The organism is Brevundimonas sp. R86498 (assembly GCF_044598075.1).
In the GTDB taxonomy this organism is placed as follows: Bacteria; Pseudomonadota; Alphaproteobacteria; order Caulobacterales; family Caulobacteraceae; genus Brevundimonas.
Map to the genome: position 1 here is coordinate 2,932,189 of NZ_CP139004.1, position 24,268 is coordinate 2,956,456.

The window sequence follows — 24,268 nt, forward strand, 5'->3', positions numbered from 1 at the left end:
GGCATGGACAGACGACGTTTTCTTTTGTTCGGAAACGGCCTATATCTCCATCATTCGCGCCCGGCCGAAAGGTCGGGCGCCGTCGTATCCAGCGCCCGGCTTTGCCCGGGCCTCGCACACCGGGACAATGCCCATGACCGACATCCTCATGCCCAAGGCCACCGCGGTCTGGCTGGTGGACAACACCTCCCTGACGTTCGAGCAGATTGCGGCCTTCTGCGGCCTGCACCCGCTCGAGGTGCGTGGCATCGCCGACGGTGACGTGGCCCGCGACATCCGTGGCGTCGACCCCATCACCGGCGGCCAGCTGGCCCGCGAGGAACTGGACAAGGCCCAGGCCGACGAAAACTACCGCATGTCCGCCATCGTCAGCCGCCATGCCGAGCTGATGAAGACCAACAAGCCCGCGCCGAAATACACCCCGGTCTCGCGCCGTCAGGACCGCCCCGATGCCATCATGTGGTTCGTCAAGAATCACCCCGAGGTGACCGACGCCCAGATCGCCAAACTGCTGGGCACGACCAAGTCCACCATCGACAGCGTCCGCAACCGCACCCACTGGAACAGCCCCCAGATCAAGCCGGTCGATCCGGTCACCCTGGGCCTGGTCGGCCAGCTGGTGCTGGACGAACTGGTCTCGAAGGCTGCCGAAAAGAAGAACCGCGACGACGCCAAAAAGGGCGGGGCCGCCCTCCAGCCGATCGAGGCCGAACCCGCCGAGCCCGAGTTCGTCCCCGAGGAACGCGAACGCCGCACCGCCGAACCGACCGCAGCGTCGGTGTTCGGCACGGGCGAGTAACGGGCAACCCTCTCCCGGCGGGAGAGGGCTTGAGGCTCGCAGAGCGAAGCGATGCGCCAGCCGAAAGGGTGAGGGGTTTGCCCTCACCGGTCGGCACCGACCCCTCACCCTTTCGCGCGAGTCTGATCGCCTTCGGCTCTCAGGCGCTCAAGCCCTCTCCCGCCGGGAGAGGGAAATTGAAAACGGCCCCGGGATCGCTCCCGGGGCCGTTCGCTTTTCAGACCATGGCCCGGGCTAACTCACCCGCGCCTCCAGACTGGTGATTTCCTCCTTGAGCCGGAGCTTCTTTCGTTTGAGCTCCCTGACCTGCAACTCATCCGCGGCGGGTCGCCAGACCTCCCGCTGGATGGTCTCGTCCAGCTGGCGGTGACGGTTTCCCAGTTCGCGGATACGAGCTTCGATGGTCATGGCTTGCGCCTCCATGTCTAAGGGACCACACAGTGAGCGCCTCGATTTCCGGCCTGTGAAATCACGGTTCGGTGACGTCAACAGAACGCTAAATTTCCGGGCGCAGTCGCAACCTGCACCCCAAAATGGACCCTGATGTGAACGCAGCCGTACGGAACCCGCCCTCCCGTCTCGTCGTCGGGATTTCCGGCGCATCTGGCGTGATCTACGGAGCCCGCGTGCTGGACGCCCTGAACGATCTCGGGATCGAGAGCCATCTGGTCGTCACCCGCGCTGCCCTGCTGACCCTGTCGCAGGAAACCGACCTGACACCCGACGACCTGACGTCAAAGGCGACGGTGCTCCACCGCCTCAACGATGTCGGCGCGACCATCGCCTCGGGCTCATTCCGGACGCTCGGCATGATCGTCGCCCCCTGCTCGGTCCGCACCATGAGCGAGATCGCCACCGGCGTGACCTCCACCCTCCTGACCCGGGCCGCCGACGTCGTGCTCAAGGAGCGTCGCCCCCTGGTCCTGATGGTCCGCGAGACGCCCTTCCACCTTGGCCACCTGCGGACCATGACGGCCCTGACCGAGATGGGGGCCACCATCGCCCCGCCCCTGCCCGCCTTCTATGCCCGACCGAAGTCCATCGCCGAGATGGTGGATCAATCGGTCGGTCGCGCGCTGGACCAGTTCGGCCTCGACTGGTCGGCCGTGCGCCGCTGGGAGGGACTGAAGGGGCCCCAGGCCGACAGCGAATGAGCGACCCGGCTCAGGTCACGAGCGATGGCCGGCCCACCGGCCTGTGGGACTGGGCCCTGACCGCCTACCGCGCCGACGGGGTGCCCGAAGCCTGTCTGTCGTTGCAGGACACCCACGGCCACAACGTCCCCCTTCTGCTCTGGGCCGCCTGGATGGCCGGCACCGGCCGGGCGCTGGATGCCGATACGGTCGAGGCCGGCTGCGACACCGCCCGCGCGTGGGACGCGGCCGCCGTCACCCCCCTGCGCGCGATCCGCCGCTCCCTGAAGAAACCTCTCCCCGATCTGGAAGACGCGGCGCGCGAGGCGCTGCGGGATCAGGTCAAGGCCGTGGAACTGGCCGCCGAACGACATCTGCTGGTCGGTCTGGAGGCCCTGGCCGGCCCCCCGGTGGCCGCGCCCGCCCCCGCCATCGAGGGGCTGGTGGCCGTCGCCCGGGGCTGGAGCCGCGTCGTGCCCCGCCCCGCCCTGACCATCCTCGCGGAACGCCTTCCGGCCTGACCCCGGCTCGGCTATAAGCCCGCCTTCGCGGGGCCAGCATGAACGACGACGTACCGTTTCTGACCGAGGAGGAACTGGCGCTCCACGCCCAGGTCAAGGCCCTGCGTCTGGAGCACGCCGACCTCGACGCCTCGATCGAGGCCCTCGCCCACATGCCGGTCCCGGATCAGCTGCTGATCGCCCGCCTCAAGCGCAAGAAGCTGCTGCTCCGCGACGAGATCGTGAAGATCGAGAGCCGCATCCTGCCCGACATCATCGCCTGAGGCCTACCGCCCCCGCTTGCGCACCCACATGGCGGCATCGGCCTCGGCCAGCCAGGTCTCGGCATCCGGCTGTCCGGCAAACGCCCGCACCCCGAACGATCCCCCCAGCGACGCCGCCTGCCCCTCGTAGAGGAAGGCGGCTTGCTCCAGCGCCTGCTTCAAGCCGTCCGCCTTCTCCCGGCCCTCGTCCGGCCCGGCGTTCAGCAGCAGCAGGCCGAACTCGTCCCCGCCCAGACGCCCCACGGCGTCGGTCGCGCGCACATTCTCCAGCAGCAGTTCGGCCACCCGAACCAGGGCCGCGTCCCCGGCGGCGTGACCCAGGGTGTCGTTGACCCGCTTGAACCCGTCCAGATCCAGATACAGCAGCACAGCGGGCACCTTGTAGCGGGTGCAATAGGCCATGCTGCGGCTCATGGCGGTGACGAAGCCCCGCCGATTCAACACCGGCGTCAGGACGTCGTGGTCCGCCGCCGCCTCCGCCGCCTCGGCCCGCTGTTCCAGTTCCAGGGTCCGCGCCCGCAGCGCCTCGACCTCGGCCCGCAGCCGCGCGATCTCGGCCCGGCTGGCGTCCAGCGGGTCGGTGACACGATCGGTTTGGGCGGCGTCGGTCACGGCGCAGGGGCACTCCGGGGGCGACTCAGACGGACGCCGGGAACCGCTAGGCTAACGCGGTTGGTTGCGGGCGCAACGCGTGTGCTGTAACCGGCCGCTTTCGCAGCAGGGCCCTCAGCAATATGGCGACCCCGACCCCGCCGGTGGCGATCATCATGGGCAGCCGCTCGGACTGGCCCACGATGAAGCACGCGGCCGAGACCCTCGACCGTCTGGGCGTGACCTGGGACGCCCGGGTGGTGTCGGCACACCGCACGCCCGAACGCCTGTTCAAGTTCGCCACGGGCGCAAAGGCCGCCGGGTTTAAGGTCATCATCGCCGGGGCCGGAGGGGCCGCCCACCTGCCCGGCATGGCCGCCTCCATGACGCCCCTGCCGGTGCTGGGCGTGCCGGTCCAGTCGAAGGCCCTGAAGGGCCTCGATTCGCTGCTGTCGATCGTCCAGATGCCCGGCGGCGTTCCTGTCGCCACCCTCGCCATCGGCGAAGCCGGGGCAAAGAACGCGGGCATTCTCGCCGCCCAGATCCTGGCCCTGTCGGATCCGGTCCTCGCCGGTCGCCTCGACGCCTTCCGCGAGGCCCAGACCGAATCGGTCCACGAGACGGTCGAAGACTGAGTGGCCGCCCCGACCGAACTCCCGCCCCTGGCCCCCGGGGCCACGATCGGCATCCTCGGCGGCGGCCAGCTGGGCCGCATGCTGTCCCAGGCCGCCTCGCGCCTCGGCTTCGACGTCGTCATCCTCGACCCGGAGGAGAACAGCCCTGCCGGCCGGGTCTCGCGCGGCCAGATCGTCGCCGCCTATGACGATCCCACCGCCCTCAACGTCTTCGGCCGCGTCTGCGACGTGGTCACCTTCGAGTTCGAGAACGTCCCCGCCGCCTCGGTGGAACGCCTCGCCGAGGCCGGAGCCCTGGTCGCGCCCGGCCCCGTGGCCCTGGCCGTCGCCCAGGACCGGGTCGAGGAAAAGACCTTCCTCAATGGCGTCGGGGCCCCCACCGTGGCCTTCGCCGCCATCGACAGCCTCGATGACCTGACCGCCGCCCTGCAGACGCTGGGCACCCCGGCCCTGCTCAAGACCCGCCGCGACGGCTATGACGGCAAGGGCCAGGTCTGGATCAAGTCCGCGAAACAGGCCGCCGCCGCCCTCGCCGAACTCGGCGGCCGTCCCGCCATCCTCGAGGCCCGCGCCGACTTCACCCGCGAGCTGTCGATCATCGCCGCCCGGGGCCGCGACGGGACAATCGCCGTCTATCCGCTGGGCCAGAATCATCACGCCGGCGGCGTGCTGCGCACCACCCAGGCCCCGGCCGCCGTCGATGCGAAGACCGAACGGCGCGCCCGGGCCATCGCCACGGCCGTGCTTGAAGGGCTGGCCTATGTCGGCGTCATCGGCATCGAGCTGTTCGACCTCGGCGACGGCCGGCTGCTGGTCAACGAGATCGCCCCCCGCGTCCACAACACGGGCCACTGGACCCAGGACGGCTGCGTCTGCGACCAGTTCGAGCAGCACATCCGCGCCATCGCCGGCTGGCCGCTGGGCCCCGTGACCGCCCACGCCCGGGTCCAGATGACCAATCTTCTGGGAGCCGATATCGACCAGTGGACGAAGCTGGCGGCCAAACCCGACCACCGGCTGCATCTGTACGGCAAGGCCGAGGCCCGGCCGGGGCGCAAGATGGCCCACGTCAACCGGATCGCGCCGCTCTGAAGCGCTGGAGGCCTGGCCCCCGGGTCGAACGGAGGGTTCACGGGCTTGCACACCCGTCGCGTCGCCCCTCCGCCACCAGGCCGTGTCGAGAGCTCGCGCACCCTGATCGCCAGACCTTAACCGTGCCCCAGCAAACACGGTTGACGCCGTCTTTACCCTGTCGAAGCAACGGCCGGTCATACTCGCGCGCTATTCCGGTGGCTCTTGATCGGGTCCACTGATTCGGGAACTCATCGCTCCATGCGCCTCGACTATCGCCTCGTCCTGATTGCCTGCGTGTCCGCCTGCGCCCCCATGCTGCCGGCGGCACCGCCCAGCGCCCTGCCTCCCGCAGCGCTGCCGGTCGCCCCGGCCCCCGGAGGGTCCGGCGCAGCCCCGGTTCACAGTGCAACGCCCCCCACGCCGGCCGATGCCCCGGGGTTCGATGGCTGGAAGCAGGGCTTTCTCGCCCGCAAGGGCGGGGACCGGGCCGATCTTTACGCCCGAGAGCTGGCCGATCTGACACCCGACCCCGAGGTGATCCGGCTGGATCGCAATCAGCCCGAGTTCAGCCGTCCCGCCGGGGCCTATATCGCCAATGCCGCCTCGGCCGCGCGCATCGCCGAGGCCCGTCGACGGATCGACGCCGTGCCCTGGGCTGTGACCCAGCGTTTCGGCGTCCCGGCCGAGATCCTGGTGTCCATCTGGGGCAATAAGTCCAGCTTCGGACAGGTCCAGGGCAACAAGGACGTGATCCGCTCCCTCGCCACCCTGGCCTTTGACGGCCGCCGCCGCGACTGGGCCGAGGCCCAGCTGAAGGACGCCCTCGACATCGTCATCGACGGCCGGCGCGAGCGCGCGGGCCTGCTGGGCAGCTGGGCCGGGGCCATGGGCCAGACCCAGTTCATGCCCGACAACTATCTGCGCCTCGGCATCGACCAGAGCGGCGACGGCAAGGTCGACATCTGGGGCACCGAATCCGACGCCCTCGCCTCCGCCGCCAATCTGCTGGCCCAGGCCGGCTGGAAGCGTGGCCAGTCGTGGGGCTATGAGGTCCAGCTCCCGGCCGGCTTCGACTACGCCCTGGCCGAGGCCGAAGGTCGCCCGTGGCGCTTCTGGGCCGGACGCGGCGTCACTGTCGCCCGCGGCGGCACCCCGTCCGACGCCGAGGCCGCCGAGAACGGCGTGATCCTGCTGCCCCAGGGCGCGCGCGGCCCGGCCTTCCTCGCCCTGCCGAACCACTATGTGATCCGCCGCTACAACAACTCGGTCAGCTATGCGCTCGCCATCGGCCTGACCGCCGACGGCGTGGCCGGCAAACCGGGTCTGGTCGGCACCTGGCCGGACGACGGCCCGATCTCGCGCGAACAGCGCTTCGGCGCCCAGACGGCGCTGGCCCGCCTCGGCTACGATCCCGGAGCCATCGACGGCGTCATCGGCTCTGGCACCCGCCGCGCCCTGCGCCAGTGGCAGATGGCCACCGGCCGCACCCCCGACGGCTATCTCACCGCGGCCCTCGCCGACGAGCTGATGCGGGGGATGTAGACCGAATTCCTTCTCCCCTTGCGGGAGAAGGTGGCCGAGCGAAGCGAGGTCGGATGAGGGGTGACTCCCGGTGCTGGCCGCTTGCCATCTGCCCCATCACCTCGCCTGCGTCTTCGTACCCCTCATCCGGCCCTTCGGGCCACCTTCTCCCGCAAGGGGAGAAGGGAACCGGTCACTCCTTCAACCGCCAGGTCGCCCCCGTCGGCCCGTCCATCACCACCACATTCAACGCCGTCAGCCGGTCGCGGATCCGGTCCGCCTCGGCCCAGTTCTTCTCCGCCCGCGCGGTCACCCGCTCGGCCAGCAGCCCCTCCACCTCGGCCTTCAGCGCATCATCCGCCCCGCCCTCGAACCACTGGTCCGGCGTCGACAGCAGCACGCCCAGGATCCGTCCCGAGGCCAGCAACTCGGCCTTGGCGATCCCCACCGCATGGTGATCCCCCGCCGTCATCGCCCGCTCGATCTCGCTGGACAGGGCAAACAGCGTCGCCATCGCCCCAGGCGTGTTCAGGTCGTCCGATATGGCGGTCAGGAACTCTGGCGACGGCATGTCGCCCAGGGGGTCGATTGTCTCGCACCTGCGCAGGGCCCCGTAGAGCCTGTCGAGGTTTTTGCGCGACTGGTCCAGCAGGCTCTGGTTCCAGTCCAGCGGCTGGCGATAGTGGGCGCTCAGCAGCGCCCAGCGCACCACCTCGCCCGGCATGGTCTGCACCAGATCGTGCAGCAGCAGGACATTGCCGACCGACTTGGACATCTTCTCGGCGTCGACCGTCAGGAAGCCGTTGTGCATCCAGTAGCGGCTGTAGGCCTCGTGCGGCCGGTCGCCATGCGCATGGCCATGGGCGCAGACCCCCTGGGCGATCTCGTTCTCATGGTGCGGGAACACCAGGTCGATGCCGCCCCCATGGATGTCAATCGGCAGGCCCAGCGTCTGTTCGATCATGGCCGAGCATTCGATATGCCATCCCGGGCGGCCCTCACCCCACGGCGACGGCCACGAAGGCTCGTCGGCCTTCGATGGCTTCCACAGCACGAAGTCGTGCGGATTCTTCTTGTAGGGCGCGACCTCGACCCGTGCCCCGGCGATCATGTCGTCCAGATTGCGCCCCGACAGCGCGCCATAGGCCGGATAGCTGGACACGTCGAACAGCACATGGCCCTCGGCGGCATAGGCGCAGCCCTGGTCCATGATCTCGCCGATCTGTTTCACGATCGAGTCCATATGGTCGGTCACGTGGGGGGCGATGTCCGGCGCGCCGACATTCAGCGCCGCCATATCGGCCAGATAGGCGGCCTCATAGCGCGCCGTGACCTCCCCGATCGCCACGCCCTCGCGCGCCGCCTTCTGGTTGATCTTGTCGTCCACGTCCGTGACGTTGCGGGCATAGACGACGCTGTCGGCCCCGTACTCACGTCGCAGCAGCCGCACCAGAACATCGAACACCACCGGCGGCCGGGCATTGCCGATATGGGCAAAGTCATAGACCGTCGGTCCGCAGACATAGAGGGTCACCCGCTCCGGATCGCGCGGGACAAAGGCCCGCTTCTCGCGTTTCAGGGTGTCGTGAAGGAAAAGCGTCATTGTGAAGCGGTGCAGTTCGTTTTCTTGCAGGACGGTGCGCGCGTCCCATATAGCCGACTGGACCCGGCGAACAGCCGTGGCATCGAACAGGGAGAGCGACGCGCGTCAATCCGGGACCTTCGTCCCGGCGCTACTGGTCGCTTAGAAAACACTTCATGGACGCCAACGCCTCCAGACCGACCCTCGTCGGCAACGATCATCTGTCCCGTCCCACCCGCGAGGAGGCCCTGGCCGCCGTCCGCACCCTGATCGCCTGGTCGGGGGACAATCCGGACCGCGAGGGCCTGCTGGACACGCCCAAACGGGTCGTCGACGCCTATGGCGAGTGGTTCGAGGGCTATGCCGCCGATCCGGCCAAGGAGCTCAGCCGCACCTTCGAGGACGTGCAGGGCTATGACGACATGGTGCTGCTGCGCGACATCGAGGTCGAGAGCCACTGCGAGCACCACATGGCCCCGTTCCTCGGCAAGGCCTATGTCGCCTATCTGCCGACCGAAAAGGTCGTCGGCATCTCCAAGATCGCCCGCGTGGTCGAGATCTTCTCCAAGCGTCTCCAGACCCAGGAGACCCTGACCCAGGAGATCGCCGGCGCGCTGGAGGATCATCTGTCTCCTGCCGGAGTCGCCGTCCTGATCGACGCGGAACACCAGTGCATGACGACGCGCGGCGTCCATCACCGCCACGTCTCGACCATCACGACGCGGTTTACCGGAGCGTTCAAGTCCGATCCTGCCCTGATCGAGCGCTTCCTCAAGCTGGCCAAGGGCTGATCCCGACGGGGATTTCTCGCCTCGTGAGAGAAATCCCCCCTTCGGGAACCCGGTTCGGTCCGAGACCGCTTTACAAGCCTCGCGCCAGACGCCAGAAACCGTCTGAACCGTAACGCGTCGCTCGCGCCTGCTGGCCGAGCCTGATGGAGATTTAGCGCATGGGCTCCAAGCTCTCAGGACCGTCGGGATCGGGCGGCAAGACAATCTCCCAGAACGCGGACATCAACGTCACGCCGTTCGTCGACATCATGCTGGTGCTGCTGATCATCTTCATGGTCGCCGCCCCGCTCGCCACCGTGTCGATCCGCCTCGACCTGCCGCCGGCAACGCCGCCGACCTCGGACGAGGTCAAGGAACCGGTCTACATCACCATTCAAAACTCCGGCTCGATCTTCATTGCCGAGCAGCAGACCACCATCGAAACCCTGGCCGCTGACGTCTGCGCCGCCCTGGGTGGCGGAACGCCTGCCTGCCAGGAAGAGCGCGTGTTCGTGCGCGCCCAGCCCGAAGTCCGCTACAACGCCTTCATGGAAGTCATGAACGACCTGCAGTCGAACGGCTTCTACAAGGTTGGTCTGCTGAACGAAGACATCGAATAGGTCTCGCACCCGTCCGCATCGATCAGGGCCGCGTCTCGAAAGGGACGCGGCCTTTTTATTTGCCGTCGGCCGGTTCAGGATCGATCCATGACCCCCGCCGAACTCAGCGATCTTGTCCTCTCTTTCCCGGAAACGGAGACGGGCACGTCTTACGGCCGCCCGTCCTGGAAGGTGGCCGGCAAGTTCTTCACCCGGATCCGGTCCGAAGACGACAGCGTGGTGGTGTATGTCGACAGTCTGGACCACCGTGACATGCTGCTGGAGGCCGAACCCGACACCTTCCACATTACCGATCACTATCGCGGCTACCCGATCGTCCTCGCGCGCGTCTCTGGCGTGGATCCCGTCTGGCTGAGGGCGACGCTTGAGAAGCGCTGGCTGAAGCTGGTCCCCAAGCGCGTATCTAAGACTTACGTCTTCCCGGGCACGGCCGGTGTCTGAGTCGATCGCCGGGACCTGGACCGGCGTCTATGTCTATCCCGACGATCATCCCGAAAACGCCGACGGCTTCTGGCAGCCGACGCCCTTCGTGGCTCACTTCACCGAGACGAACGGCGTCGTCGGCGGTCGGATCAGCGAACCGGATTTCCTGTGGGGCGGCCCCGAGCGTCATGCCGAGGTGGACGGGTTCCGCAACGGTGACCGTCTGGTCTTCACGAAAACACCGGCCGACGGAGCCGACCTGATCGAGTATGTCGGAACGATCAGCGATGAGCGCCGCCGCATCGAGGGCCAGTGGCACATCATCGGCTCATGGTCCGGCTCTTTCCGCATGGATCGCTGTGCGCCGTCGAAACCCGCCGAAGAACGGGCGGTCCAGCGCTTACCCGTCGGAGCCGGAGACCAGAGCTGACTGGCTGGAGCAGCCCTGACTGGTATTCCGGGCTGACAGCCCCATATGGACCGTTCCCCCAGAACCACGCCGGAGTGCCCATGTCCCCGTCCCAGCTGTCCCTGACCGTCGACGACCTGACCCTCCCACAGCTCGGCTTCGGCACCTGGCAGCTGGAACCCGCGGACGCCCGGCGCATGGTCGCCGAGGCCCTGCGCATCGGCTACCGCCACATCGACACCGCCTGGATTTACAGGAACGAGGCCGCCGTCGGTGACGGCATCCGCAACTCGGGCGTGGCCCGAGAGGACATCTGGCTGACCACCAAGATCTGGGTCGATCACTTCGAGCGCGACGCCCTGCTCCGTCAGGCCGAGGAGTCCGCGACCAGCCTCGGCTTCACCCCCGACCTGCTCCTGCTGCACTGGCCCAGGGTCAAACCGACCTTCGCCGAGACCCTGGGCGCGCTGAACGAGGCGAAGGATCAGGGCCTGACCCGCGCCATCGGCCTTTCGAACTTCCCGTCCGGCCAGTTCCGCGAGGCCCAGGCCCTGTCGAAGGCGAAGCTGGTGACAAACCAGGTCGAGTACCACCCCTATCTATCCCTGAAGACCCTGCGTGACACGGCCGCTGCGCTCGGCTCGTCGATCACTGCCTGGTCGCCGCTCGCCCAGGGCAAGATCGCCAACGACACCGTCATCGGCGAGATCGCTCGCGCCCACGGCAAGACCCCGGGCCAGGTGACCCTGCGTTGGCTGATCCAGCAGGGCGTGATCGCCATTCCCCGCACTTCGCGCCCCGAACGCGCCGCCGAGAACTTCGACATCTGGGACTTCCAGCTCTCGGACGAGGACATGAGCCGCATCCATGCGCTCGCCCGTCCTGACGGGCGTCTCGGCGACTGGATCGACAAGGCCTTCGTTTGGGATAAGGATTAGATCCAGACGCGGCGATCAAGCCGCGCACGGAGGAAATCCCATGGGCTCGGTTCTCGGCTTTCCCGGCATCGACCCGCGTGACGCGGCGGTCGGGGCCCGGCTGAAACACTGGCGCGAGGAGCGCGGGGTCGATGTCGAAACCGTCGCCGCCGCCCTGAAGATCACGCCGGAGGAGGAGCGCCGCGCCGAGGCCGGTCGCGCCCATTTGAACGCGCTCCAGATCGCCGCCGCCACCCGGCACCTGCGGCTGCCGGTCTGGGCCCTGGTGTCGGACAGCCGGGCGTACTGAGCGGGCCCCGACGCGGCGCTTGACCACGCCCCGAACCGTCGCGCGACAGGTGACAGCGCGCCGTGCCCGTCCTAATCGGACCCATGGCCTATAAATCCCTGCGCGACTTCATGGCCCAGCTGGAGGCCGCCGGCGAGCTGGTCCGGGTGACCGAGCCCGTCTCCACCGTGCTGGAGATGACCGAGATCCAGACCCGGCTGCTGCGGAACGGCGGCCCCGCCGTCCTGTTCGAGAAGCCGGTCATGCCCGACGGCTCGATCAGCCCGATCCCGGCGCTCGCCAATCTGTTCGGCACCGTCAAACGCGTCGCCATGGGCGTGACCCTGGACAAGAAGTCCCGCACCACCGCCGCCGAACTGCGAGAGGTCGGCGAGCTGCTGGCCTTCCTCAAGAACCCGACCCCGCCGCGCGGCCTGTCCGACGCCATGGACATGCTCCCCCTCGCCCAGTCGGTGCTGGCCATGCGGCCGAAGGTGGTCAAGTCCGCCCCGGTGCAGGAGCTCGTCCTCAAGGGCGACCGGATCGACCTCGGCAAACTTCCCATCCAGACCTGCTGGCCCGGCGAGCCCGCGCCCCTGATCACCTGGGGTCTGGTCGTGACGAAAGGCCCGTCGGACGACCGCGAGGACGACTTCAATCTGGGCATCTACCGCATGCAGGTGCTGGGCAAGGACCGCGCCATCATGCGCTGGCTGGCCCACCGCGGCGGAGCGCAACACTATGCCCGCCACAAAAAGGCCCGCCCGACCGAGCCCCTGCCCTGCGCCGTCGTCCTGGGGGCCGATCCCGGTACCATCCTGGCCGCCGTGACGCCCGTTCCGGACACCCTGTCGGAATACCAGTTCGCCGGCCTGATGCGCGGGGCCAAGGCCGAGCTGGTCGCCTGCAAGACCGTGCCCCTGATGGTCCCGGCCCAGGCCGAGATCGTGCTGGAGGGGCACGTCCTGCTCAACGAACACGCCGAGGAAGGCCCCTACGGCGACCACACCGGCTATTATAACTCGGTCGAGACCTTCCCGGTCTTCCAGGTCAGCGCGATCACGATGCGTAGAGACCCCGTCTATCTGACCACCTTCACCGGCCGTCCGCCGGACGAGCCCAGCGTGCTGGGCGAGGCCCTGAACGAGGTCTTCATCCCCCTGCTGCGGGCCCAGTTCCCCGAGATCACCGACTTCTGGCTGCCGCCCGAGGGCTGCTCCTACCGCATCGCCGTGGTGTCGATGAAGAAGGCCTACCCCGGCCACGCCAAGCGGGTGATGCTGGGCGTCTGGAGCTATCTGCGCCAGTTCATGTACACCAAATGGGTCATCGTCGTGGACGACGACATCGACGCCCGCGACTGGAAACAGGTCATGTGGGCCATGGCCACCAAGATGGACCCGGCCCGCGACATCACCCTGATCGAGAATACCCCGATCGACTACCTCGACTTCGCATCTCCCGAGAGCGGTCTCGGCTCCAAGATCGGCCTCGACGCCACCGACAAATTGCCGCCCGAGACAAAGCGCGAATGGGGCGAGGAAATCCGCATGGACCGCGAGGTCATCGACCGCGTCTCGTCCATGTGGGATCGCCTCGGACTGCCGGGTGACGGAACGCCGATCTGGAAATAGGCGGTCGGGCGTGTTATAACTTCGTTCTAACGGAGTGAGCCCATGCCCGTGATCCGGAAGATCGGTAACTCGTCGGGGGTGATCCTGCCGAAATCGGCGCTCGCGGCACTCGGCGTCAGCGAAGGCGGGGCCGTCGAATTCGTTCATGAACCGGGCAAGATCACCATCGTCCCGGCGAAGAAGGCCGTGCGCGAAGGCTGGGCGGAAGATTCCAGACGCATCGCCGCCGCCGGCCTGACCGATGAGGAACGCGAGTGGCTGGACGCGAATCTGACCAGCGATACAGACCCCGAGGCTCTCGGCCCCGACTGGACCGACGAAGAGATCGCCGAACTGGAAGCCGCGCTGGCGGTCAATGATACCCGGCCAGAATGATCCGGCGCGGGGATGTCTGGCTGGTTCGGCTCGACCCGGTTGTCGGGCATGAGCTTCGCAAGACCCGCCCGTGTGTCGTCGTCTCCCCGGATGACATGAGCCACCTGCCGGTCCACGTCATCGTGCCAATGACCACTGGCAGCCTGCCTTCCGGCTATCGCCCGGAGATCACCTTCGCGGGCCGGGTGGGCCGCCTGCTGCCGGACCAGATGCGTTCCGTGGATCGCTCACGCATGCTTCGCCGCATCGGCGTGCTTCAGCCGCAAGATCTGACCGGTCTGCTCGCCACCCTGCGCGAAATGTTCGAGGAGTGATCACGGAAGCGTGACGGTGCCCGGGACCGTGTATAGGCTCCATCAAACCACGGTCGGGGGGCCGGTTGAGCGCGTTCGAGTTCTTTTTCAGCTTCTACGGCCTGCTGCTGGGCCTGTCGGTGGCCGAGCTGACCGGGGGGTTCGCCCGGCTGCTGCATGAGCGGCACCGTGTCCGCTTCGGCTGGCTCACCCCTCTTCTGGCCCTTTTCGTCGCCATCGATCTGGCCACCTTCTGGAACCAGGCCTGGCGGTTCTTCCGCGACGCCCCCTTCAATCCGGTCCTGCTCCTGATCGGCCTGATGATCGCCGCGACCTTCTATGTCGCCGCCAGCATCACCTTCCCGCGCGTGACGGCGGAAGGGGTAAAGACCCGGATCGATCTCGACGCCCATTTCTGGGCCCACCGCCGGGTCGTGTTCGGCTGCGTCCTGGCCGCCAACGCCATGGTCTGGCTCCTGCTGGGCGCGCTCGCTCTGGTGGAGCCGCAATGGGCCGCCTTCTGGACACCGCGGCTCCAGATCGGAGTCGTCATCTTCGCCCTCGGGACGGCCACGGCCGCCTTCGCCCCCTCGCGCCGGATCGTCATCGCCGCCCTGCTGATCCTGCTCGCCTATACGGTGTGGAACATGGTGCGGGCCGGCTGGCTGCTGTTCGCCGCCGGGGCCTGGGCTCCCTCGCTGTGATGCGGCCGGGGCTTGCCAGATCGCGCGGGCACGGCGACGAAGGGACCATGCGCCAACACCTGTTCCTCGCGGCCGTGGCCGCCCTTGTCCTGAGTGCGAGTCCCGCCATGTCCCAGTCGCGTTCCAACTTCGCCCCCTGGGACCAGCCCTTCCTGCCGCCTGCGCTGGCGTGGGACGGGTCCAGCCGCGCCCTGCTGGCCGACGCCTCCAACCCCTGGATCACGGATTTCGAGCGCGACCCCGCCCTCGACTTCAGCCCCGACTATGCCGCCACCCGCGCCTGGTTCGACCGGCTGGACGCGGCGTCAGACCTGATCCGCATCGAACAGTTCGGCACCTCGCCCGAGGGCCGCCCGATCTATGCCGTCATCGCCTCGCGTGACGGTACGACCCTCGACCCCACGAAGCCCGTCCTCCTGGCCCAGGCCGGCATCCACCCCGGCGAGATCGACGGCAAGGACGCGGGCATGATGCTGCTGCGCGACATCGCCTTCGGCTCAAAGGGCGACCTGATCGACCGCGCCAATCTGGTCCTCATCCCCATCCTGTCGGTCGACGGCCACGAGCGGTCGGGCCCCTACAGCCGCCCCAACCAGCGCGGCCCCCGCATCCAGGGCTGGCGCAACACTGCCACCAACCAGAACCTGAACCGCGACTATCTCAAGCTGGACCAGCCCGAGATGCGCGCCCTGCGCACTTTTGTGAACGGCCTGAAGCCCGACCTCTATCTGGACATCCATGTCACCGACGGCATGGACTACCAGTACGACATCACCTTCGGCTTCAACGGCGAGGACGGGGCCTTCAGCCGCTCGCCGGCCATCTCCGCCTGGCTGGATGACGCCTTCAAGCCCGCCATCAACGCCGCACTGGAAGCGGAGGGTCATATCCCGGGCCCGCTGGTGTTCGGCATCGACGACCAGAACCCCCGCGCCGGCCTGAATGACGGTGGTCTGGGCGAGCGGTTCTCCAACGGCTGGGGTTCGGCTGCCCGCGTCCCGACCGTCCTGATCGAGAACCACAGCCTCAAACCCTTCGAGCAGCGGGTGCTCGGCACCTATGTCTTCATGGAGGCCTCGCTGCGCCTCCTGGCCGATCAGGTCGCCCCCGTCCGCGCCGCCATCGCCGCCGACAGCGCCCTGCGCCCGGCCGAAATCCTCGCCAACTTCCAGCCCGACCCCACGCCACAGCAGACCCGCGCCTTCAAGGGCGTGCTGTACGAGACGTACGAGAGCCCGGCCTCCGGCCGTACCGAGATCCGCTGGCTGGGCCGCCCCGACCCCGAACTGTGGCAGGTGCCCTACTACGGGTCACGCCCCGGCCTGACCCTCGCCCGCCCGACCGCCTACTGGGTCCCCGCCCACCGGTCGGACCTGATCGAGCGCCTGCGAATCCACGGCCTGACCATGGAGACCGTCGAGGAGCCCCGCACCCTGACGGTCGAGATGCTCCGCCTGAACAATCCAGTTCTCGCGACCCGGGCCAATGAGGGCCACGTCCAGGCCACCGTCACCGACGTCAGCCCCGAGCGTCGCGACTGGACCTTCGTCCCCGGTTCCGTCCGCGTCCCCACCGACCAGCCGCTGGGCGACATCGCCGTCCTGCTGCTGGAGCCGCAGTCGTCCGAGAGCTTCTTCGCCTGGGGCCTGTTCCCCGAGGTCCTCAGCCGCGTCGAATACATCGAGGGCTACGCCATCGCCCCGATGGCCGAGGCCATGATGGCCGCCGATCCGGCGCTGAAGGCCGAGTTCGAGGCGAAGCTGGCCGCCGATCCCGCCTTCGCCGCCAACGGCGACGCGCGTCTGGCCTGGTTCTACGAACGCACCCCCTTCCACGACGACCGCTACCGGCTCTATCCGGTGGCCCGCGAGAACTGACCATGGGCCTCCTCACCGGCATGACCTCCGCCCAGGCCGCGGCCCTGTGGAGCGGGCTGATGATCCTGCTGCTGGTCTTCCTGTCGATCCGCGTCGTTATGGCGCGCCGCGCGAACAGGGTCCTGTTGGGCGACGGCGGCAACGCCCGGGTGCTTCTGGCCGGCCGGGTGTTCGGCAACGCCGCTGAGTACATTCCCGCCGGGATCGGGGCGCTCGCCGTCCTGACCCTGCTTGGGGCTCCGGCGTGGACCCTGCACGGTCTGGGCGGCCTGCTGTTCGTCGGCCGGCTGATCCATGCCGTCAGCCTGTCGGAGAAGCGTCCCACCGCTGGCCGGGTCCTCGGCATGGTGTTGACCTTCACCGCCCTCGGCGTGGCAGGGGCGATGCTGGTGGTCCATGCCTTCGTGGGCCTCCCGCACGTCTGAACTGAAATGCCGGGAAATCCGGCGATGTCGCAACCGCATCCATCGCTGGCCGGCCATAGACCCTTTATGGTCTCCGCCGCATATGACGCTGGATGCCAGCCCTGATGGATAGCGAGTGAGCAAGCCTCCTGTTCGGCCCTACTACACCGACAAGGGTGCCTCGACGGCCTTCTATGACCTCGTGACCGAGGCCGACACGTCGATCGTGGGCGATATCGATGTCTATGCGGGCCTGGCTCCACCGGGCGGGACCGTGCTTGAACTCGGTGCCGGAACGGGTCGCATTGCGCTGGCCCTGGCACAGCGCGGTTTCCGGGTGACCGGGCTCGACATCGCGCCGGCCATGCTGGCCCAGGCCCGGACCAAACGCGCACGCCTGGGCACCGAGGTCGCCGACCGGGTGAAGTTCGTCAAGGCGGATATGACGGCCTTTGACCTCGGCCGCACCTTCGACGCCGTGATTTGCACCTTCTACACCCTGTCCCACCTGCCGCCCGGCCCGCGATGGGCGCGGACCTTCGGGGCGATCCGCCGTCACCTTGCACCCGGGGGCGTCGCTGCGGTCCACCTGCCCCTCAAGGCGCAGATGGAGGCCGCGCCACCGCCGCCGACGAAACCTGTCCTGCTGCAGCGCGCGCCGGACGGGCAATCCCTCGGGCTCTATGTGGACAGCCGAACGTTCAGCGATGAAGGCAGGATGGACCTGATCCTTCGCTACGTCGTCAACGGCCCCCGCAGCGTCCGGGAGACCTTCGAGCGACTGACCTATTACCACGGCGACCCGGACCCGTTCGCGTCCGAGGCCGGACTGCGAGCCGACGGTGATCCGGTCGACATGGGCAGCGCCGGCGTGATCCATCTCTATCGTCACGCCTGACGGTCACAGCCAGGCGGCCCTGGACCATCCGGACACAGTTTCGCAGGCCGGGATGGCCCCGCCGTTGCGGCCCGCGCCCGGGTCCGCCATATCGGGCCATGCCTGACAGCCTTCCCCCCACCGACATCCTGAACGACATCGTGGCCGCCGCCCTGCGCGCCGGGGCCGATGCGGCCGAAGCCGTCACCTCGGAACGCGCCTCCCTCTCCGTCGGGGTCCGCAACGGCGTGCTCGAGGATGTGGAGCGCGAGGAGAGCCGAGATCTGGGTCTGCGGGTCTTCGTCGGCCGCCAGCAGGCGACCGTCTCCGCCTCCGACCTGTCGCCCGCGACCCGGGCCCGTCTGGTCGAGCGGGCTGTCGCCATGGCCCGGCTCGCGCCCGAGGATCCCCACGCGGCCCTGATCCCCGCCGACCGCCTCGCCCGGGGCCCGTTCCGGGACCTCGACCTTTACGACCCGTCCGAGCGCACCGCCGCCGAGCTGGAACAGGCCGCGCGCGAGACCGAGGCCGTCGCCCTGTCCGTTCCTGGCGTCGCCCGCTCCGAAGGCGGCCACGCCTCGACCTCGTCCAGCCGCTGGCGGCTGGTGACCTCCGAGGGCTTCGACGGGGCCTATGAGGCGACCGGCTTCTCGCTGGGCGTGGGAGTCATCGCCGAGAAGGACGGGGCCATGGAGCGCGGCGGCGAAAGCCGCTCGACCCGCTGGCTGTCCGACCTGCCGGGGCCCCAAGGCATCGGGGCCGAGGCCGGGCGTCGCGCCGTCGAGAAGCTGGGCCCCCGCAAGATCGCCTCGACCACCGCACCCGTGATCTTCGACCGCCGCATGGCCACCCAGGTCCTGTCGCCCCTGCTGGGGGCCATCTCGGGCCCCTCGATCGCGCGCGGCACCTCCTTCCTCAAGACCCGGATGGGCGACCGCATCCTGCCCGCGGGCCTCAGCCTGATCGACGATCCCTTTCGCGTCCGGGGCCTCGGCTCCGTTCCCTTTGACGACGAGGGCTCGCCCGTCGCCCTGCGGTCCATTGTCGACGATGGCGTCCTGACCACCTGGCTGCTCAACAGCGCCTCGGCCGACCAGCTGGGCCTGCAGACCACCGGCCATGCCTCGCGCGGCCTCGCCGGCCCGGCCGGGGTCTCGACCCACAACCTGCACCTGACCCCCGGCGACACCGATCGGGCGGGCCTGATGGCCCAGGCCGGCACCGGGCTTCTGGTCACCGGCATGTTCGGCCCGTCGCTGAATGCCAACACCGGCGACTGGTCCGCCGGAGCCTCGGGCCTGTGGTTCGAGAACGGTGAGATCGCCTACCCCGTCAGCGAGATCACCGTCGCCGGCAATCTGCTCGACTTCTGGACCCGGCTGATCCCCGGTTCGGACCTCGAGTTCCGCGGCAGTTTCAATACCCCTTCCCTCCTGATCGACGCCGTCGCCATCGCGGGCAAATGAGCGATCCGGGCCCGATCGACCTGGCCGGCGACCTCGCCCTGATCCGGGCGGCCGCCCGCGCCGCCGGGGTCCTCGCCGAGCAGGAGCGATCCCTGGGCCTGACCGTCACCCACAAGGACGGCGGCTCGCCCGTCACCAATGCTGACATGGCTGTCGACGCCATGCTGAAGTCGATGCTGCTGACCGCCCGCCCCGACTATGGCTGGCTGTCGGAAGAGACTCCCGACACCCCCAACCGCCTGACCCGCCGACGGATCTTCGTGGTCGACCCCATCGACGGCACTGTCGCCTTCATGAAAGCCCGGCCGTGGTGGTGCGTCCCCATCGCCATCGTCGAGGACGGCCAGCCTGTCGCCGCCGTCATCCATGTGCCCTCCATGAACGACACCTTCGAGGCGACCGTCGGCGGCGGGGCCCGCCTGAACGACCGTCCGATCTCGGCCTCCGACGTCGACACCCTGGACGACGCCGCGGTCCTCGCCGACGCCCGGCTGATGGAGGGGCCGCACTGGCCCGAGCCCTGGCCGCCCATGCGCTACGAGAAGCGCAACGCCCTCGCCTACCGGATGGCCCTGGTCGCCTCGGGGGCCTTCGACGCCGCCATCGCCCTCACGCCCAAGTTCGACTGGGACGTCTGCGCCGGGGCCCTGATCGCCACCGAGGCGGGGGCCCGGGTCAGCGATCACCACGGTCGACCGTGGGTCTTCAACCGCCCCGACCCCCGTCAGGCCAGCCTGGTCTGCTCCGCCCCGGCCCTGCACCCGTTGATCCTGCGCCGCACGGCACCGATCCCGCTCGCGGTTTAGACGGCAGGCTCCTCGTGGAGATCCAGGCGCCGCTGGATCCTGCCAATGTCGTCCCGCATACGGTCAAACGAAATCTGGAGCCGGGCGTCCGCTTCGGCGAGCCCCGCAATCTCCCTGCGAACGGCCGCCAAACCCAATTCAACGGCGGAGACCCGATCCTTCAGTTCCCGCACCTCAAAAGCGAGCGCATCGACCTTGGCGTCGATCCGCCTCAGGAACACAAGCACCAGATTGTCCGGCTCGTCGCTCATCTTCCGATTATGCCAGAATCCGGATCAGCCGCCAAATCCTTGATCCCGGTGCCCCGTGCGCCTATCCCGCTGGCGCAATAGACACCCCCCGCCGCCCGGAAGGCCCGCCCATGACCGACGCCCCCAACACCGCCGACCCCCAGCTGCTGCATCTCGTCATCGGCGGCGAGCTGCGCCACCTCGACGCCCCCGTCTTCCGCGACCTGTCCAAGGTCGAGTTCGTCGGGGCTTTCGGCAACTATGCCGAGGCCAAGGCGGCCTGGAAGGCCCGCGCCCAGGCCACGGTCGACAATGCCCACATGCGCTACTTCATCCTTCATGCGCACCGGATGATCGACCCCCGCGGCGACGTCTGACCGCAGCCTATGGTCGCGGCGCGGAACCGTCGCGGCGACACAGGCGCTCAACCCGCCCAGTGTGCGTGCAAAGGAGCGACCCATGGCCCCCACCCTGATCGTGCTTGGCCTGCTGGCGCTGGGCGTGGCCATTGTCGCCTTCGCCACCCGGCACCCGACAGGCAGGCTCCCGGCACCCGGGGCCGATCAGGACACGGCCTGGCCGGACCCCGTCTCGGATCAGGCCCCACCCGCACCGTCCCCGCCACACCCTTCGGAGCCTCGCTCATGACCCTGTTCGGAACAACCCTCGATACGGCCCAGATCGCCGGCCTTGTGGGCCTGCTCGCCACCCTCGCCCTCTGGCTGATCGTTCTCGGCCGCCAGCGCGGCTACGCCCGCTGGTTCAGACAGTGGGAAGCCGACCGCAAGGCCGCGCGCGACGCCGAACAGGGCATCTCAAAGACCCCGTCGACCGACGCGACCGACGCCGATCAGGGCCCGCGCGGCCCCTGGGGTTGAGGCCTACTCCCGGCGCAGCAGGCGCTCGGTCAGCAGCGTGCCCCACCAGTTGGCCCGGAACTCGCGCCGCATCGCCTGCGGGTCATAGGCGTCGCTCTCGACCCAGTCCATGAAGCCGACGCCGGTCGGCTCGACCTCGCGCACATAGGTCTCGAGGAAATGGTCCAGCACCCCGGTCAGGCCCTCGCGGCTGTGCAGGTATTTCTTCGACAGCTCCCGCATCGCCGCCGAAATCGGCTCCCCGAGGTGGAAGTGGCGATAGAAGACCGCCATCAGCCCGGCGCGGTCCGCCCCCGACTTGCAGTGGATCAGGGCCGGGTATTCGATGCTGGCGAACAGGTCCCGCGCCCGCCGCACACGGTCCTTGCCGGGCGGGTCCCGCGAATCCAGCGGGGCATCAATCAGGGTCAGGCCCAGCCGCTCGCAGGCCGCCTTCTCCAGCCAGTAATAGCCCTCGTCCCGCTGTCCGCGCAGGTTGATGACCGTCCGGATGCCCCGCCGAGCCCAGCCTTCCAGCTGGCGCGGTGATGGCTGGTTGGTGCGCACCAGGTCGGGCCCCAGCCAGTGGGCGTTCGAAAACGCCAGCCGCAGGAAGGCGTGGTCGTTCCAGAAGAAGTCCCGCTCGGCCGCGCGCCGCCCGGCCTCCGTGCTCACATCAAATCGTGACATGGGGGCAGACATAGTGGGGTCGCCAGCCGCCGTCATCCCGTGCAGGATCATCCGCGAACCGATCCCTCGGCAGAGTGTCCCTGATGCGCCTGTTTCTCCTCGCCCTGCTCCTCGCGCCTCTCGCGCTCGCCGGCTGCGCGCCGGCGGACGCGCCCCCCGCTGCACCCGGCGAGGCAGCGGGCCCCGTCGCGCCCGTTCCGCCTGCGGGTCCGGCGGGCAACGCCGAGATCGGACGCGTGATTGCGGCCATCCTCGGCGAGGAGGCCGCCTCGACCCGCATGGGCATCAAATTCGCCGGTGAGGGCGAGGGCCGCATCGCGCTCGTCTATCTCGTGGGCATGAACTGGTGCGGCACAGGCGGCTGCAACCTGCTGATCCTTCGGCAGACCGCCACCGGCTGGGAACAGGTCGGTAATGTCTCACGCGTCAGCACCCCGGTGCGCGTGCTGACCACCGCGACGAACGGCCTGCCCGACATCGGCGTGACCGTCTCCGGCGGAGGCGGCCCGCCCGCCTATGAGGCCAAGGTGTCGTTCGACGGCCGGTCCTATCCCCGCTTTCCGTCCGACGAACCGCTCATCGACGCCTTCGGACGCGTGGTCATCACCGACGCCCACATTCCCCCTCCGGCGGCGTGATCCCTTGACTTGAGGGGCGGAGCACCCGACCTGCGGCAGATGCATCCGCCCGTCCCGACCGTTCCGCAGGCGGAAAGCCCCTCCCGCTCCCTGATCGGCCGCATCTGGCGCGACTATCTGTCGACCCGCCGGACACCGCTGATCCTGTCGCTGGTCTGCGCGGCCATCGCCGGCATCACCACGGCGACGGTGTTGCAGATGCTGCGACCCGCCATCGACGGCATGTTCCTGGGGCAGCCCGTGACCGTGGCCGGCCTGTTCGTCGTGGCCCCCGAAGATGCGCTGGTGGCCATCCCCGCCATCATTGTCGGTGTCGCCCTGATCGGCACCCTGGCAGCCCTCGGTCAGGCGGCCCTCGTCAACCGGCTGGGTCACGGCATCGTCGGCGACATCCAGGTCCGGCTGTTCGGAGCCATGATCCGCGCCGACCTCGCCCGCCTGCGCAGCCAGCATTCCGGGGCCTTCGTCTCCAGCGTCCTGTTCGACGCCAATCTGGTGCGCGAGGCCTTCACCAACGGCGTCGTCAACTACACGCAGCACGGCCTGACCCTGGTCGCCGTCCTGTCGTACATGGCCTGGCTGGACTGGCGGCTGACGCTGATCGTCCTGCTGGGCGCGCCCGTGATCGCGTTCGTGCTCCGCCGCTTCGGCAAGCGGATGCGCAAGGCCACCACCGGGGCCATGGTCGAGACCGGCAATCTGTCGACCGCCCTGATGGAGAACCTCGACGGCGTCCGGCTGATCAAGATCGAGAACCGCGAGGCCGCCGAGCAGGACCGGGTGGCCGAGGTCGTCGCTCGCCGCCAGCGCCATGTCATCAAGTCCGCCGACTCCCGCGCCTTTGCCGGCCCCTTCTCCAACCTCGTGGCCATGGTCATCGTCGCGGCCGTCATGGCCTATGCCGGCTCGCAAGCCCGCAACGACCAGATCACGATCGGGGCCTTTGTCGCCTACGTCGGCCTGTTGATGTCGGCCGGCCAGGCCCTGCGCCAGGTCACAAACCTCCAGACCGTCATGGCCGAGGGCCTGACCGCCGCCCGCCGCCTGTTCGACGCGCTGGACATCGACCCCGAGATCCGCGAAGCCGCCGCGCCGCGGCCCCTGCCCCCCGGCCCCGCGACCGTCGCCTTCGACCGCGTGTCCTTCCACTACGGACCCGACACCCCGACCCTGTCCGACGTGTCCCTGACCGTCGCCCCGGGCGAGACCGTCGCCCTCGTCGGCCCCTCCGGGGGCGGCAAATCCACCCTGCTCAGCCTGCTGCCGCGCTTCTACGATGTGACCGGCGGCGCGGTGACCATCAACGGCACCGACCTGCGCGACCTGTCCCTGACCGACCTGCGCGACCGCATCGCCCTCGTGACCCAGGAGCCCTTCCTGTTCGACGACACGATCGCGGCCAACATCGCCTATGCCCGGCCGGGGGCGACCCCGGACCAGATCGAGGCCGCCGCCCGCTCCGCTGCTGCCCATGATTTCATCACCGCCCTGCCCGAAGGCTATGCGACCCGGGCGGGCGAGGCCGGCATGCGGCTGTCGGGGGGACAGCGCCAGCGGATCGCCATTGCACGCGCCTTCCTGAAAGACGCCCCGATCCTGCTGCTGGACGAGGCCACCTCGGCCCTGGACACGGAGAGCGAGGCCCTCGTCCAGGCCGCCCTGGAGCGGCTCATGGCCGGCCGGTCAACCTTGATGATCGCCCACAGACTGTCCACCGTCCGCCACGCCGACCGCATTCTGGTGCTCGAGGCCGGCCGCATCGTCGAAAGCGGCACCCATGACGCCCTGGTGAAGCAGGGTGGTCTCTACAGCCGCCTCGCCCGGGCCCAGTCGCTGGACGGCCTGCCCTCTGTGGCCACGGTCGCCTGAG

At 68.8% G+C, this 24,268-nt stretch carries 32 protein-coding genes; 27 read left to right on the forward strand and 5 right to left on the reverse strand.

Translation table 11 applies throughout. The annotated features are described in order from the left end of the window. The first annotated feature begins 133 nt into the window (after nucleotides 1–133). Complete coding sequence (locus tag SJY26_RS14420) at nucleotides 134–799, forward strand: DUF1013 domain-containing protein (RefSeq protein WP_396593691.1); 666 nt, start codon at nucleotides 134–136, stop codon at nucleotides 797–799. Nucleotides 800–1,033: 234 nt separating this feature from the next. Here the strand turns inward: SJY26_RS14420 and SJY26_RS14425 are convergent, their stop codons facing one another. Beyond that, a complete protein-coding gene (locus tag SJY26_RS14425; protein ID WP_396593692.1) occupies nucleotides 1,034–1,207 on the reverse strand; it encodes a YdcH family protein in 174 nt (57 codons plus the stop codon). Nucleotides 1,208–1,332: 125 nt separating this feature from the next. Here SJY26_RS14425 and SJY26_RS14430 point away from each other — a divergent pair, with 125 nt between their 5' ends. From SJY26_RS14430 to SJY26_RS14440, 3 genes are read left to right on the forward strand one after another with little or no spacing between them, the layout of a single operon-like run. After that, nucleotides 1,333–1,953 carry a UbiX family flavin prenyltransferase gene (locus SJY26_RS14430; RefSeq protein ID WP_396593693.1) on the forward strand — a complete coding sequence of 207 codons (621 nt, stop codon included), beginning with the start codon at nucleotides 1,333–1,335 and terminating at the stop codon, nucleotides 1,951–1,953. Next, the gene (locus tag SJY26_RS14435) at nucleotides 1,950–2,453 is read left to right on the forward strand and encodes a TIGR02444 family protein (protein ID WP_396593694.1); all 504 of its coding nucleotides are present in this window, start codon (nucleotides 1,950–1,952) and stop codon (nucleotides 2,451–2,453) included. Before SJY26_RS14430 ends, SJY26_RS14435 begins: the two co-directional genes overlap by 4 nt. Nucleotides 2,454–2,491: 38 nt before the next feature. Continuing rightward, on the forward strand, nucleotides 2,492–2,716 hold the full coding sequence (locus SJY26_RS14440) for a YdcH family protein (RefSeq protein WP_396593695.1): 225 nt from the start codon (nucleotides 2,492–2,494) through the stop codon (nucleotides 2,714–2,716). Nucleotides 2,717–2,719: 3 nt separating this feature from the next. Here the strand turns inward: SJY26_RS14440 and SJY26_RS14445 are convergent, their stop codons facing one another. After that, complete coding sequence (locus SJY26_RS14445) at nucleotides 2,720–3,328, reverse strand: GGDEF domain-containing protein (RefSeq protein ID WP_396593696.1); 609 nt, start codon at nucleotides 3,326–3,328, stop codon at nucleotides 2,720–2,722. Between the two features lie 122 nt (nucleotides 3,329–3,450). Between SJY26_RS14445 and purE the strand changes: the two genes are divergently transcribed. From purE to SJY26_RS14460, 3 genes are all read left to right on the forward strand, one after another. Next, nucleotides 3,451–3,942: a 5-(carboxyamino)imidazole ribonucleotide mutase gene (purE, locus tag SJY26_RS14450; protein ID WP_396593697.1), complete on the forward strand. Its 492-nt coding sequence runs from the start codon at nucleotides 3,451–3,453 to the stop codon at nucleotides 3,940–3,942. Beyond that, on the forward strand, nucleotides 3,943–5,034 hold the full coding sequence (locus SJY26_RS14455; RefSeq protein WP_396593698.1) for a 5-(carboxyamino)imidazole ribonucleotide synthase: 1,092 nt from the start codon (nucleotides 3,943–3,945) through the stop codon (nucleotides 5,032–5,034). A gap of 240 nt (nucleotides 5,035–5,274) precedes the next feature. Beyond that, nucleotides 5,275–6,558 carry a lytic murein transglycosylase gene (locus SJY26_RS14460; protein ID WP_396593699.1) on the forward strand — a complete coding sequence of 428 codons (1,284 nt, stop codon included), beginning with the start codon at nucleotides 5,275–5,277 and terminating at the stop codon, nucleotides 6,556–6,558. Between the two features lie 172 nt (nucleotides 6,559–6,730). Here SJY26_RS14460 and cysS read toward each other — a convergent pair whose 3' ends face one another. Further along, nucleotides 6,731–8,140 carry a cysteine--tRNA ligase gene (gene cysS / locus SJY26_RS14465; RefSeq protein ID WP_396593700.1) on the reverse strand — a complete coding sequence of 470 codons (1,410 nt, stop codon included), beginning with the start codon at nucleotides 8,138–8,140 and terminating at the stop codon, nucleotides 6,731–6,733. Nucleotides 8,141–8,295: 155 nt separating this feature from the next. Here cysS and folE point away from each other — a divergent pair, with 155 nt between their 5' ends. The 15 genes from folE (at nucleotide 8,296) to SJY26_RS14540 (ending at nucleotide 19,983) form a co-directional block, all read left to right on the forward strand. Then, a complete protein-coding gene (folE, locus tag SJY26_RS14470; protein WP_396593701.1) occupies nucleotides 8,296–8,910 on the forward strand; it encodes a GTP cyclohydrolase I FolE in 615 nt (204 codons plus the stop codon). A 158-nt stretch (nucleotides 8,911–9,068) separates the two neighbouring features. Then, nucleotides 9,069–9,509 (forward strand): biopolymer transporter ExbD, encoded by a 441-nt coding sequence (locus tag SJY26_RS14475; protein WP_396593702.1) that lies wholly within the window; start codon nucleotides 9,069–9,071, stop codon nucleotides 9,507–9,509. Between the two features lie 87 nt (nucleotides 9,510–9,596). Beyond that, nucleotides 9,597–9,950 carry an MmcQ/YjbR family DNA-binding protein gene (locus tag SJY26_RS14480; protein ID WP_396593703.1) on the forward strand — a complete coding sequence of 118 codons (354 nt, stop codon included), beginning with the start codon at nucleotides 9,597–9,599 and terminating at the stop codon, nucleotides 9,948–9,950. Next, nucleotides 9,943–10,362: a hypothetical protein gene (locus SJY26_RS14485; RefSeq protein ID WP_396593704.1), complete on the forward strand. Its 420-nt coding sequence runs from the start codon at nucleotides 9,943–9,945 to the stop codon at nucleotides 10,360–10,362. The genes SJY26_RS14480 and SJY26_RS14485 overlap by 8 nt, the downstream gene beginning before the upstream one ends. 80 nt (nucleotides 10,363–10,442) lie before the next feature. After that, nucleotides 10,443–11,279, forward strand: coding sequence for an aldo/keto reductase (locus SJY26_RS14490; RefSeq protein WP_396593705.1), 837 nt, complete (start codon nucleotides 10,443–10,445; stop codon nucleotides 11,277–11,279). A gap of 40 nt (nucleotides 11,280–11,319) precedes the next feature. Next, nucleotides 11,320–11,568, forward strand: a complete 249-nt coding sequence (locus tag SJY26_RS14495) for a helix-turn-helix domain-containing protein (RefSeq protein ID WP_396593706.1) — start codon at nucleotides 11,320–11,322, stop codon at nucleotides 11,566–11,568. 83 nt (nucleotides 11,569–11,651) lie between these two features. Then, entirely contained in the window at nucleotides 11,652–13,181 is a 1,530-nt protein-coding gene (locus SJY26_RS14500; RefSeq protein ID WP_396593707.1) for a UbiD family decarboxylase, read from the forward strand. 42 nt (nucleotides 13,182–13,223) lie between these two features. After that, nucleotides 13,224–13,556, forward strand: a complete 333-nt coding sequence (locus tag SJY26_RS14505) for an AbrB/MazE/SpoVT family DNA-binding domain-containing protein (RefSeq protein ID WP_396593708.1) — start codon at nucleotides 13,224–13,226, stop codon at nucleotides 13,554–13,556. After that, nucleotides 13,553–13,870 carry a type II toxin-antitoxin system PemK/MazF family toxin gene (locus SJY26_RS14510; protein WP_396593709.1) on the forward strand — a complete coding sequence of 106 codons (318 nt, stop codon included), beginning with the start codon at nucleotides 13,553–13,555 and terminating at the stop codon, nucleotides 13,868–13,870. Before SJY26_RS14505 ends, SJY26_RS14510 begins: the two co-directional genes overlap by 4 nt. A gap of 65 nt (nucleotides 13,871–13,935) precedes the next feature. Beyond that, the gene (locus SJY26_RS14515; protein WP_396593710.1) at nucleotides 13,936–14,553 is read left to right on the forward strand and encodes a hypothetical protein; all 618 of its coding nucleotides are present in this window, start codon (nucleotides 13,936–13,938) and stop codon (nucleotides 14,551–14,553) included. Between the two features lie 47 nt (nucleotides 14,554–14,600). Beyond that, nucleotides 14,601–16,430 carry a M14 family metallopeptidase gene (locus tag SJY26_RS14520; protein ID WP_396593711.1) on the forward strand — a complete coding sequence of 610 codons (1,830 nt, stop codon included), beginning with the start codon at nucleotides 14,601–14,603 and terminating at the stop codon, nucleotides 16,428–16,430. A gap of 2 nt (nucleotides 16,431–16,432) precedes the next feature. Further along, complete coding sequence (locus tag SJY26_RS14525) at nucleotides 16,433–16,855, forward strand: MAPEG family protein (RefSeq protein WP_396593712.1); 423 nt, start codon at nucleotides 16,433–16,435, stop codon at nucleotides 16,853–16,855. A 115-nt stretch (nucleotides 16,856–16,970) separates the two neighbouring features. Further along, the gene (locus tag SJY26_RS14530; protein WP_396593713.1) at nucleotides 16,971–17,732 is read left to right on the forward strand and encodes a class I SAM-dependent methyltransferase; all 762 of its coding nucleotides are present in this window, start codon (nucleotides 16,971–16,973) and stop codon (nucleotides 17,730–17,732) included. Nucleotides 17,733–17,830: 98 nt separating this feature from the next. Then, entirely contained in the window at nucleotides 17,831–19,177 is a 1,347-nt protein-coding gene (locus SJY26_RS14535; RefSeq protein ID WP_396593714.1) for a TldD/PmbA family protein, read from the forward strand. Then, nucleotides 19,174–19,983 carry a 3'(2'),5'-bisphosphate nucleotidase CysQ gene (locus SJY26_RS14540; RefSeq protein ID WP_396593715.1) on the forward strand — a complete coding sequence of 270 codons (810 nt, stop codon included), beginning with the start codon at nucleotides 19,174–19,176 and terminating at the stop codon, nucleotides 19,981–19,983. Before SJY26_RS14535 ends, SJY26_RS14540 begins: the two co-directional genes overlap by 4 nt. On the opposite strand, the gene SJY26_RS14545 is transcribed toward SJY26_RS14540, so the two are convergent. Next, nucleotides 19,980–20,234, reverse strand: a complete 255-nt coding sequence (locus SJY26_RS14545; RefSeq protein ID WP_396593716.1) for a hypothetical protein — start codon at nucleotides 20,232–20,234, stop codon at nucleotides 19,980–19,982. The genes SJY26_RS14540 and SJY26_RS14545 overlap by 4 nt on opposite strands. Before the next feature lie 110 nt (nucleotides 20,235–20,344). On the opposite strand from SJY26_RS14545, the gene SJY26_RS14550 reads away from it, so the two are divergent. The 3 genes from SJY26_RS14550 to SJY26_RS14560 all read left to right on the forward strand — a co-directional run bounded on the left by SJY26_RS14550 (nucleotide 20,345) and on the right by SJY26_RS14560 (nucleotide 21,091). Next, complete coding sequence (locus SJY26_RS14550; RefSeq protein ID WP_396593717.1) at nucleotides 20,345–20,590, forward strand: DUF4170 domain-containing protein; 246 nt, start codon at nucleotides 20,345–20,347, stop codon at nucleotides 20,588–20,590. Between the two features lie 82 nt (nucleotides 20,591–20,672). Then, nucleotides 20,673–20,861, forward strand: a complete 189-nt coding sequence (locus SJY26_RS14555; protein ID WP_396593718.1) for a hypothetical protein — start codon at nucleotides 20,673–20,675, stop codon at nucleotides 20,859–20,861. Next, complete coding sequence (locus SJY26_RS14560) at nucleotides 20,858–21,091, forward strand: hypothetical protein (protein ID WP_396593719.1); 234 nt, start codon at nucleotides 20,858–20,860, stop codon at nucleotides 21,089–21,091. Before SJY26_RS14555 ends, SJY26_RS14560 begins: the two co-directional genes overlap by 4 nt. 3 nt (nucleotides 21,092–21,094) lie before the next feature. On the opposite strand, the gene SJY26_RS14565 is transcribed toward SJY26_RS14560, so the two are convergent. Beyond that, nucleotides 21,095–21,760, reverse strand: coding sequence for a protein tyrosine phosphatase (locus tag SJY26_RS14565; protein WP_396593720.1), 666 nt, complete (start codon nucleotides 21,758–21,760; stop codon nucleotides 21,095–21,097). Between the two features lie 83 nt (nucleotides 21,761–21,843). Here SJY26_RS14565 and SJY26_RS14570 point away from each other — a divergent pair, with 83 nt between their 5' ends. Both SJY26_RS14570 and SJY26_RS14575 read left to right on the forward strand, forming a co-directional pair. Next, complete coding sequence (locus tag SJY26_RS14570) at nucleotides 21,844–22,398, forward strand: hypothetical protein (RefSeq protein ID WP_396593721.1); 555 nt, start codon at nucleotides 21,844–21,846, stop codon at nucleotides 22,396–22,398. A 39-nt stretch (nucleotides 22,399–22,437) separates the two neighbouring features. Further along, nucleotides 22,438–24,267 carry an ABC transporter ATP-binding protein gene (locus tag SJY26_RS14575; protein WP_396593722.1) on the forward strand — a complete coding sequence of 610 codons (1,830 nt, stop codon included), beginning with the start codon at nucleotides 22,438–22,440 and terminating at the stop codon, nucleotides 24,265–24,267. Nucleotide 24,268: the final 1 nt, after the last annotated feature.

Excerpts from the sequence above, each read along its gene's own strand:
- SJY26_RS14420 (WP_396593691.1), top strand. The coding sequence starts at position 134 with ATGACCGACATCCTCATGCCCAAGGCCACCGCGGTCTGGCTGGTGGAC.
- SJY26_RS14425 (WP_396593692.1), bottom strand. The coding sequence starts at position 1,207 with ATGACCATCGAAGCTCGTATCCGCGAACTGGGAAACCGTCACCGCCAG.
- SJY26_RS14430 (WP_396593693.1), top strand. The coding sequence starts at position 1,333 with ATGGACCCTGATGTGAACGCAGCCGTACGGAACCCGCCCTCCCGTCTC.
- SJY26_RS14435 (WP_396593694.1), top strand. The coding sequence starts at position 1,950 with ATGAGCGACCCGGCTCAGGTCACGAGCGATGGCCGGCCCACCGGCCTG.
- SJY26_RS14440 (WP_396593695.1), top strand. The coding sequence starts at position 2,492 with ATGAACGACGACGTACCGTTTCTGACCGAGGAGGAACTGGCGCTCCAC.
- purE (WP_396593697.1), top strand. The coding sequence starts at position 3,451 with ATGGCGACCCCGACCCCGCCGGTGGCGATCATCATGGGCAGCCGCTCG.
- SJY26_RS14460 (WP_396593699.1), top strand. The coding sequence starts at position 5,275 with ATGCGCCTCGACTATCGCCTCGTCCTGATTGCCTGCGTGTCCGCCTGC.
- cysS (WP_396593700.1), bottom strand. The coding sequence starts at position 8,140 with ATGACGCTTTTCCTTCACGACACCCTGAAACGCGAGAAGCGGGCCTTT.
- folE (WP_396593701.1), top strand. The coding sequence starts at position 8,296 with ATGGACGCCAACGCCTCCAGACCGACCCTCGTCGGCAACGATCATCTG.
- SJY26_RS14475 (WP_396593702.1), top strand. The coding sequence starts at position 9,069 with ATGGGCTCCAAGCTCTCAGGACCGTCGGGATCGGGCGGCAAGACAATC.
- SJY26_RS14480 (WP_396593703.1), top strand. The coding sequence starts at position 9,597 with ATGACCCCCGCCGAACTCAGCGATCTTGTCCTCTCTTTCCCGGAAACG.
- SJY26_RS14490 (WP_396593705.1), top strand. The coding sequence starts at position 10,443 with ATGTCCCCGTCCCAGCTGTCCCTGACCGTCGACGACCTGACCCTCCCA.
- SJY26_RS14495 (WP_396593706.1), top strand. The coding sequence starts at position 11,320 with ATGGGCTCGGTTCTCGGCTTTCCCGGCATCGACCCGCGTGACGCGGCG.
- SJY26_RS14500 (WP_396593707.1), top strand. The coding sequence starts at position 11,652 with ATGGCCTATAAATCCCTGCGCGACTTCATGGCCCAGCTGGAGGCCGCC.
- SJY26_RS14505 (WP_396593708.1), top strand. The coding sequence starts at position 13,224 with ATGCCCGTGATCCGGAAGATCGGTAACTCGTCGGGGGTGATCCTGCCG.
- SJY26_RS14510 (WP_396593709.1), top strand. The coding sequence starts at position 13,553 with ATGATCCGGCGCGGGGATGTCTGGCTGGTTCGGCTCGACCCGGTTGTC.
- SJY26_RS14520 (WP_396593711.1), top strand. The coding sequence starts at position 14,601 with ATGCGCCAACACCTGTTCCTCGCGGCCGTGGCCGCCCTTGTCCTGAGT.
- SJY26_RS14525 (WP_396593712.1), top strand. The coding sequence starts at position 16,433 with ATGGGCCTCCTCACCGGCATGACCTCCGCCCAGGCCGCGGCCCTGTGG.
- SJY26_RS14535 (WP_396593714.1), top strand. The coding sequence starts at position 17,831 with ATGCCTGACAGCCTTCCCCCCACCGACATCCTGAACGACATCGTGGCC.
- SJY26_RS14540 (WP_396593715.1), top strand. The coding sequence starts at position 19,174 with ATGAGCGATCCGGGCCCGATCGACCTGGCCGGCGACCTCGCCCTGATC.
- SJY26_RS14545 (WP_396593716.1), bottom strand. The coding sequence starts at position 20,234 with ATGAGCGACGAGCCGGACAATCTGGTGCTTGTGTTCCTGAGGCGGATC.
- SJY26_RS14550 (WP_396593717.1), top strand. The coding sequence starts at position 20,345 with ATGACCGACGCCCCCAACACCGCCGACCCCCAGCTGCTGCATCTCGTC.
- SJY26_RS14555 (WP_396593718.1), top strand. The coding sequence starts at position 20,673 with ATGGCCCCCACCCTGATCGTGCTTGGCCTGCTGGCGCTGGGCGTGGCC.
- SJY26_RS14560 (WP_396593719.1), top strand. The coding sequence starts at position 20,858 with ATGACCCTGTTCGGAACAACCCTCGATACGGCCCAGATCGCCGGCCTT.
- SJY26_RS14565 (WP_396593720.1), bottom strand. The coding sequence starts at position 21,760 with ATGTCACGATTTGATGTGAGCACGGAGGCCGGGCGGCGCGCGGCCGAG.
- SJY26_RS14570 (WP_396593721.1), top strand. The coding sequence starts at position 21,844 with ATGCGCCTGTTTCTCCTCGCCCTGCTCCTCGCGCCTCTCGCGCTCGCC.
- SJY26_RS14575 (WP_396593722.1), top strand. The coding sequence starts at position 22,438 with ATGCATCCGCCCGTCCCGACCGTTCCGCAGGCGGAAAGCCCCTCCCGC.